The sequence below is a fragment of the Nesterenkonia alkaliphila genome (assembly GCF_009758175.1).
In the GTDB taxonomy this organism is placed as follows: domain Bacteria; phylum Actinomycetota; class Actinomycetes; order Actinomycetales; family Micrococcaceae; genus Nesterenkonia; species Nesterenkonia alkaliphila.
In genome coordinates this window covers 1-3,571 of sequence record NZ_WRPM01000082.1, presented here as the reverse complement: position 1 = coordinate 3,571, position 3,571 = coordinate 1, and the positions used below count along the sequence as shown (strand labels likewise).

Annotated in this window: 3 protein-coding genes; all 3 read left to right on the top strand. The window is 60.9% G+C overall.

Going from position 1 to position 3,571, the window contains the following annotated elements; all coding sequences use genetic code 11:
• The first annotated feature begins 75 nt into the window (after positions 1-75).
• Positions 76-867 (top strand): transposase, encoded by a 792-nt coding sequence (locus tag GNZ21_RS11600; RefSeq protein WP_157324522.1) that lies wholly within the window; start codon positions 76-78, stop codon positions 865-867.
• Between the two features lie 197 nt (positions 868-1,064).
• On the top strand, positions 1,065-2,315 hold the full coding sequence (locus GNZ21_RS11595) for an IS256 family transposase (RefSeq protein ID WP_157324520.1): 1,251 nt from the start codon (positions 1,065-1,067) through the stop codon (positions 2,313-2,315).
• A 515-nt stretch (positions 2,316-2,830) separates the two neighbouring features.
• The coding region (locus GNZ21_RS11590) for a class I fructose-bisphosphate aldolase (RefSeq protein WP_157324518.1) at positions 2,831-3,571 on the top strand (741 nt) is incomplete at its 3' end.

The window sequence follows — 3,571 nt, the reverse complement described above, 5'->3', positions numbered from 1 at the left end:
ACTCTCGTAAGAACGACGTGCTCACCGGGGAGCCGTACACCACATTAGAGGACGCTACTCATCGAGGCTTCTCCCATGCCGCGCCGCGACAGAGGCGCCAAGGGAAAGTCTGATGCCCTCGACGCTCGTCACATCGCCACCGCCACACTGACTCTAACCACAGATCAGTTACGACATCGACGCCAAGAAGACGGCACCAGGGCAGCAGTCCAGGTGCTGTTGACTTCCCGGGAACATCTCACCAACGAACGCACCAGGGCAGTCAAGGCTCTGACCGCGTTGCTGCGCATCACCGACCTCGGCATCGATGCTCGGAAGCCGCTTGGCGCTGAGAAAATCACTGACATCGCACGGTGGAGGACCAGAGCCGAAGAACCCGCCGCAGCAGTAGCACGAACAGAGGCGGTCCGCTTGGCCAAGCGGATCCCCGCCATCGATACCGACCTCAGAGACAACCATGCCCGCCTCACTGAGTTTGTGGCCGCCAGCCCTGCTGCAGGCCTCCTTGAGTGGACCGGGGTCGGCCCAGTCACTGCAGCCAAAGCACTGGTGGTCTGGTCCCACCCCGGACGCATAAAGAACGAGGCCGCCTTCGCAGCGATCGCCGGGGTCAACCCGATCCCTGCTTCCTCCGGAAACACGGTTCGGCATCGTCTTAACCGCCGCGGTGACCGACAGCTCAATCGTGCGCTTAACGTCATCGCGATGGTGCGCATGGTCCACGACCCGGACACCCGCACCTATGTGGAAAAACGCCGCGCAGAAGGCCAAACAGACCGCGAGACCCGAAGGGTCCTCAAACGCTACCTCGCCCGAAGCATCTACAGAAAGCTCAACACCGCAGCCTCGACTTCAGCAAGGGGTTGACGAGATATAGAAGCTTCATAGGAATCTGCTGGGACGGGAACACTACGCCTGCTAAACACCAGGCTAAGAGCAGAAAAAGTAGCGTCCGGGATAGTGGTGTACGAGCCTCGGTGAGCTGGCTGTTGGAATGACAGTGACGGCCACCGCGTGTTCTTTCCAGTGAACCTCTCACAGCACTCTCGAAAGGAGCCACGACGATGACCGTCACCCCTTCCAGTATCGACCTGAAGGCCCTTCTGGAGAAAGAGGTCCTGCAGGCCTCTCCGGACCTGATTCGGGAACTGCTGCAGATCTTCATCAACACCCTGCTCTCGGCCGAGGCTGACGCGGTCTGTGGGGCCGAGTACGGTGCCCGTGATGCATCCCGGAGCAACCGGCGCAACGGCTACCGGCACCGAGAGCTCGATACCCGGGCTGGGACCATCGATGTCGCGGTGCCGAAGCTGCGGGAAGGCTCCTACTTCCCCGACTGGCTGCTGGAGCGCAAGAAACGCGCGGAGCGGGCTCTGACCTCGGTGGTGGCCACCTGCTACCTCCTCGGTGTCAGCACCCGCCGGATGGACAAGCTGGTCGGCTCTTTGGGGATCACCAGCCTGTCGAAGTCCCAGGTCAGTGACATGGCCGCCGAGCTCGATGAGCAGGTCGAGGCCTTCCGCACCCGGCCGTTGGATGCCGGGCCCTACACCCTGGTCGCCGCTGATGCTTTGGTGATCAAGGTCCGTGAGCATGGGCGAGTGATCAACGTCCACGCGCTGATCGCTACCGGAGTCAACAGCGACGGATACCGTGAGATCCTCGGGGTCCAGGTCACCTCTGCTGAGGACGGAGCCGGGTGGCTGTCCTTCTTCCGCGACCTGGTCGCAAGGGGCCTGTCCGGGGTCAAGCTGGTCACTTCTGATGCCCACCCGGGGCTGAAGGCCGCGGTGGCCGCGACCCTGCCTGGGGCAGCCTGGCAGCGGTGCAGGACCCACTACGCGGTGAACCTGATGAGCATCACTCCCAAGCAGCAGTGGCCAGCAGTGCGGGCGTTGCTGCACAGCATCTATGACCAGCCCGGCCCTGAGGCCGTCCATGCCCAGTTCGACCGAGTCGTTGAGGACCTCGATGCCAAGCTGCCCAAGGTCGCTGACCACCTCGCCGCCGCCCGGGAAGACATCCTGGCCTTCACCGCCTTCCCCAAGCAGATCTGGCGCAAAGTCTGGTCCAACAACCCCAACGAGAGACTCAACCGCGAGATCCGCCGCCGCACCGATGTCGTGGGGATCTTCCCCGACCGCGACTCCATCATCCGGCTGGTCGGTGCGGTGCTGGCTGAGCAGCACGATGAATGGGCAGAAGCCCGCCGATACCTCTCGCTGGAAGCCATCGAAGCAGCCCAGGCCCTCGAGCCCACCAGCAGTCAGGAGGTGAGCACCACAGAGCCCACCCTCGAAGCCATCCCCGCCTGAACACACCCTGAAACGAGAGCACACCGCGAACACGACTCATACACCACTACTCAGGACTTGACCGCAGAAAACTCCAATCTAGCCGCAGTCGTGAGCTGCGGATGGCCCTCATTGATGACCATGAAGGCCTCCCTCAACACCGATCGGGCGACTGGTGGTTAGGTCCGTCATCCTACCGATAGGAAATGCCGGTCCGTTTACAAGAGCTGTTCTCCGACTGCTTATAGGCGATGATTTTTCGGGGTATCACGTAGTGCGTATTGATGGCTGTTCTTCCTATCGCGCCGATGAAGAATGATCCTCCGCCGAGAAGACGAAGGCGAGCGTGACTGCTAACTTCGAATTGCCGTGAATCGGGATCCATTTGCACGACCCTTACAGGCAGCCGAAGATGGCGCCGACATGACAGATCGAGGCTGCACGACTCGCGTCGGTCCGAGGGAAGAGACAAATAACTGTGGGGGACAGTAGGCTCAAGAAGCACAGCAGCAGTTCGAGTACACCGAGGGGGAGCCATGGACTCAGCTAAACAGGACAGGGTCAAGAACGAGGTCGGTTTCATCGCAGCGTTAGATCAAAGCGGGGGCAGCACACCGAAAGCTTTGAAACTCTACGGAATCGAGGCGGACGCCTATCCCAACCAGGAAGTGATGCTCGACCTAGTGCACGAGATGCGGACCCGGATTATCACAAGCCCAAGCTTCGATGGTGCCCGCATCCTCGGGGCTATCCTGTTCGAAGACACGATGAACCGTGACATCGAAGGAACCCCCACGGGAGATTACCTCTGGGACGTCAAGGGCATCGTGCCGTTCCTCAAGATCGACAAGGGACTGGCTGAAGAATCACACGGAGCTCAGGTGATGAAGCCCATCCCTGACCTAAACAACCTGCTCAAGAGTGCGGTCAGCAAAGGCATGTTCGGCACCAAAATGCGTTCGCTCATCAAAGAGCCAGGGGAGGGGCTCCACGCTGTGGTCGCGCAGCAATTCGCGATCGCTCAACAGATCCTCCAGTTCGGTCTGGTCCCTATTGTTGAGCCGGAGGTCGATATCCATAGCCCCCGGAAGGCTGAGACGGAGAAGCAGCTCAAAGCGGCACTCCACAGTGAGTTGGACCATCTCGGTGAGGACCAGTCAGTCATCCTCAAACTGACGCTTCCCGAAGTCGCGAACCTCTACCACGAGCTCGTAGAGCACCCACGGGTGCTCCGGGTGCTGGCATTGTCGGGCGGCTACTCCCGAGCCGAAGCCACT

Bases quoted from the DNA above. Each gene is read 5' to 3' on its own strand.
- GNZ21_RS11595 (WP_157324520.1), top strand. From the start codon at position 1,065: ATGACCGTCACCCCTTCCAGTATCGACCTGAAGGCCCTTCTGGAGAAA.
- GNZ21_RS11600 (WP_157324522.1), top strand. From the start codon at position 76: ATGCCGCGCCGCGACAGAGGCGCCAAGGGAAAGTCTGATGCCCTCGAC.